This is a genomic window from Longimicrobium sp. (assembly GCF_036554565.1).
Lineage (GTDB): Bacteria > Gemmatimonadota > Gemmatimonadetes > Longimicrobiales > Longimicrobiaceae > Longimicrobium.
In genome coordinates, this window is the sequence record NZ_DATBNB010000202.1 from 1 (window position 1) to 3,971 (window position 3,971).

Annotated in this window: 3 protein-coding genes and 2 pseudogenes; 4 read left to right on the forward strand and 1 reads right to left on the reverse strand. The window is 70.7% G+C overall.

Annotated features, from left to right (window positions below; translation table 11 throughout):
- From VIB55_RS05445 to VIB55_RS05460, 4 genes and pseudogenes are all read left to right on the forward strand, one after another.
- Positions 1–376: pseudogene (locus tag VIB55_RS05445) on the forward strand (hypothetical protein); the annotation flags it as partial.
- 226 nt (positions 377–602) lie between these two features.
- On the forward strand, positions 603–2,060 hold the full coding sequence (locus tag VIB55_RS05450) for a hypothetical protein (RefSeq protein ID WP_331875656.1): 1,458 nt from the start codon (positions 603–605) through the stop codon (positions 2,058–2,060).
- A gap of 102 nt (positions 2,061–2,162) precedes the next feature.
- Entirely contained in the window at positions 2,163–2,387 is a 225-nt protein-coding gene (locus VIB55_RS05455; protein ID WP_331875657.1) for a DUF433 domain-containing protein, read from the forward strand.
- Complete coding sequence (locus tag VIB55_RS05460; RefSeq protein ID WP_331875658.1) at positions 2,384–2,719, forward strand: DUF5615 family PIN-like protein; 336 nt, start codon at positions 2,384–2,386, stop codon at positions 2,717–2,719. Before VIB55_RS05455 ends, VIB55_RS05460 begins: the two co-directional genes overlap by 4 nt.
- Before the next feature lie 108 nt (positions 2,720–2,827).
- Here VIB55_RS05460 and VIB55_RS05465 read toward each other — a convergent pair.
- A pseudogene (locus VIB55_RS05465) lies at positions 2,828–3,971 on the reverse strand (hypothetical protein); the annotation flags it as partial.

The following is a 3,971-nucleotide window of genomic DNA, read 5'->3' on the forward strand; positions in this document are numbered from 1 at the left end:
GCTGTCGGAGCGCGAGGTGGCCAACAAGGAACGGATGATCGCCTGCCACGCCTCCCAGCGCGACACGCTCGCCCGCTTCCCGCGGGATGCCGAGCGCTTCCGCCTCTCCCCCGGCCACGACTTCACCCGCCCGCCCCGCCCCGGCAAGCTGAACTACGAGCTCTGGGGATGGATGACGGGCGACGAGTGGCGCGCCCGGGCCGCCGAGGCCATTGCGGAGCTGGGGCTGGCGAGCCTCGACCTCCCCCAGAACCGGGGGAGCGTCGTCGCCGGGTCAGCGAAGCCGGACTTCGTGCTGTCGATGCCCCGGATCTATTCGCCCCCGCCGGGCTTCGATCTCCGCCCCGCGCCTCCAGGGAGCGAAGCCGCCGCATGAGGCTGATGGTGATGACCGTGGCCTTTCCGTTCGCCCCGCGTAAAGCGGGAATGCGTGCGGCGGCGGCGGGCTTTCGCGCGCGGATGCACGGCGCGGCCGAGCTGTAGCTGGACGACGCAGGCGGGAGGGCTGCTCTTCGTGACGAACCGGGACTGACGACTTACGTGCAGAACGCGATGGATAGCAGGAACTCGGCGGCCCCGGCAGGGGCGAACCGCGGATGACGATGGTAGCCACTCGCCGGCGCGCGCCCGCGCCGGCCCCGCTGGAGGCGGTGGAGCTTCCGTGGATCGAAGTCGCGGGATCGTACTTCCAGGACGACACCGGGGCGGCGTGGACGCCCATCGGCTACAACGATGCGTTGACGTGGCGGGAACTGCGTCCGCTGTACGGCCGCAAGGACGTGGAAGCCGCCGACCGGCACCTGCGCTGGCTGGCGGAACATGGGGTAACCGTCATCCGCATGATGCTGGAGTGCGCGCACCAGGGAAAGTACCTGGAGCGGCCCATCGGCCGGTTCTCGCGGCCCGTGGTGCAGTTCTGGGACGACCTGGTGGCCCTGTGCTCGCGCCATGGCCTGCGGCTGATGCTCACGCCGTACGACACCTTCTGGACGTGGATCCGCTGGGCGAAGCATCCCCTGAACCGCGACAACGGCGGGCCGAGCAGCGGCGCCAACCACCTGCTGCGCTGCCGCGACACGCGCCAGGCGGTAAAGGACCGGTTCAGCTTCATGGTGGAGCGGTGGGGCGGCAGCGGCGTGGTGATGTCGTGGGATTTGTGGAACGAGATCCACCCGGCCCACGCCGACTCGCAGCTGGACTGCGTCGACGTGATGAACGAGTTCATCGCCGAGATGTCGGAGCACGTGCGCACGCTGGAAATGCGGCTGTACGGCCGGACGCGCCCGCAGACGGTGTCGATGTTCGGCCCCGAGCTGCGGGCGAGCCCGCACGTGCCGCTGGCGGACGCCGTCTACCGGCACCCGTCGCTGGACTTCGCGACGACGCACCTGTACATGGCGGGGAGCATCGACGACCCCGCCGACACGGTGGCGGCGGCCATCGACACGGGGCGGCTCGTTCGCGAGGCCCTCGGCGAGATCCGGGACGGGCGCCCGTACCTGGACACGGAGCACGGCCCCATCCACGCCTTCAAGGACAAGAACAAGACCCTGCCGGAGGTGTTCGACGACGAGTACTTCCGCCACATGCAGTGGGCGCACCTGGCGTCGGGCGGGGCGGGCGGCGGCATGCGCTGGCCCAACCGCAAGGTGCACAAGCTGACGCCGGGAATGCGCCGGGCACAGCAGGCCGTCACCGGCTTCCTGGGGCTGATCGACTGGCCGCGCTTCCGCCGCCGCAACCTGAACCACGAGATCCAGCTGGGCACGCTGGGGCTCACCGTCTGCGGCTGCGGCGACGAATCGCAGGCCATCGTGTGGCTGCTCCGCACTGACTCGCTGGCCCCCGACGGCCGCGTGCGCACCGATGCCGAGCCGCTGGTCACGCGAGTCGGCGTGCCGGGGCTGCAGCCGGGCCGCTATTCCGTCGTCGCGTGGAACACCCGTGCCGGCGCGGAGTGCTCCCGCGCGGAGGTTGCGGTCACGGGCGATGGCGGGTTGTGGATCGAGAACGTGTCGGTCGCGACGGACCTGGCTTTGGCAATTCGGCAGGTGGAGTAACTGCGGGGGGTCACGCGGAGGCGCGGAGGGCGCGGAGAACGGCGAGGGGTGCTCGTTCGATGAGCGTTGACCGCGATGATGGGGCTCCACTACTGTAGAAGCATGGATTACCTCGAGCGAATCACCATCGACCCAGCGGTGCGCAGCGGAAAACCTTGCATCCGCGGCACGCGCATTACGGTGCAGGACGTTCTCGAGTACATGGCGTCGGAGATGACGGAAGACGAAATCCTGTCTGACTTCCCCGACCTGAGTGCCGACGACCTCCGCGCCGTACTCCGCTATGCGGCTAACCGCGAGCGCCGGCTGTTCGCGGTACCGGGTTGAAACTGCTCTTCGACGAGAACCTTTCCTTCCGGCTCGCCGGTCGCCTCGCTGATCTCTACCCTGGTTCAGTCCAGGTCCGGGATGCGGGGCTGTTAGGTGCCGACGACGCGGTAATTTGGGCGTATGCCGCGGAGCACGGCTTTCTCGTCGTCTCGAAGGACACAGACTTCTACGAGCGAAGCGCGCTGCTCGGAGCTCCTCCGAAGGTCGTGTGGCTTCGTGTGGGGAATGCGTCCACGCGCACGATCGCGGACCTGCTGAGACGCGAGCACATCCTCATCCAGCGCCTCACCGACGATCCGGACGCGACGTTCCTGCCGCTGGACCTGTAGAGCACCAACAAAAAAACTCACGCGGAGAGCGCGGGACGCGGAGACGGGAGAACTGCCTCTCCTCTGTTCTCCGCGACCTCCGCGCCTCCGCGTGAGACGTTCTGTTCCTTATCGTACCGGAGCAGCCTCGGCACCCGGCGGGTTGCGGATGATGATGGTGTCGCGCGGAGCAGGCGTCGGCGGCGGCGGCACCGGCTGCGGCTGTGGCTGCTGCGGCTGGGGTTGCGGCGGCGTTGGTTGCTGCGGCTGAGGCTGCGGCGTCGGCTGCTGCGGCTGAGGCGGCTGCTGGGGTAGCGGCTGCTGAGGCTGCGGCTGCTGGGGTTGAGGCTGCTGCGGCTGAGTCTGAGTCTGCGGCGGCCGCTGGGGCTGCTGCGCAGGCGGACGCGCCGGCTGACGAACCGGTTGACGCACGGGCTGGCGCACCGGCTGCCGGGGCTGCTGAGGCTGCGGGCGCGCGACGGGCACCTGTGCGCCAGGTGCACGCGGCTGCTGCGGCGCGGGCTGGCTGGTCGCCGGGGGGAACGCCGTCCCGGGGTTCGACGGGGTGCTGCCGGAGGTGGCGGGTTCAGCGGGCTCGTCGCCCGGCGAGGGCGCGGAGCCCTCGTCCGGGTTGCCGGACGACTCGGGCGTCGACGGCTCGATCTCCGTGCCGGTCACCACCTCGCCAGTCTGGCCGCTGCCCTCCACGGGCTCGCCTTCCTTCAGCGCGGTGCCGGCCGCCTCCTTCTCCGGCTCTCCCCCGCCCCCGCCCGACACCATGGCCCACATGCCACCCGCGCCCAGCACCAGCGCGGCAATCAGCACGATCAGCCAGGTGTTGCTGCGCTTCGGCTTGGCCGCCGCGGTGCTGGGCGGCGGCAGCGGGTGGCGGTCCACCGGACCCGTCGCCACGGCCGCGGCAACAGGCCGCACCGGCGGAGCAGCCGGTGGCGGCTCCGGCGCCGAAGGCGGTGCCGTGGGCGCCACGACGGTGCCATCATCCACGTCGTCCATCGCCGCGACGCCCATGGCGCCACCGGCCATCGCCGCGGGGGCGATCGCCGTCTCGTCGTCCTCGCGCGCGGCCGCGTCCAGTGCGTCGGCGAACGAGTCGGCATCGGGATAGCGGTCGGAGGCCTTTTCCGACATCGCCCGCATCAGCACCTCGTCCACCGCGGCGGGCACCTCGGCGTTCAGCTCGCGGATGGGTCGGCGCACCTTCCACGACGTGGGCACCTGCCCCGCCTCGGCCACGAACGGCCGCTCGCCCGTG

Excerpts from the sequence above, each read along its gene's own strand:
- VIB55_RS05450 (WP_331875656.1), top strand. The coding sequence starts at position 603 with ATGGTAGCCACTCGCCGGCGCGCGCCCGCGCCGGCCCCGCTGGAGGCG.
- VIB55_RS05455 (WP_331875657.1), top strand. The coding sequence starts at position 2,163 with ATGGATTACCTCGAGCGAATCACCATCGACCCAGCGGTGCGCAGCGGA.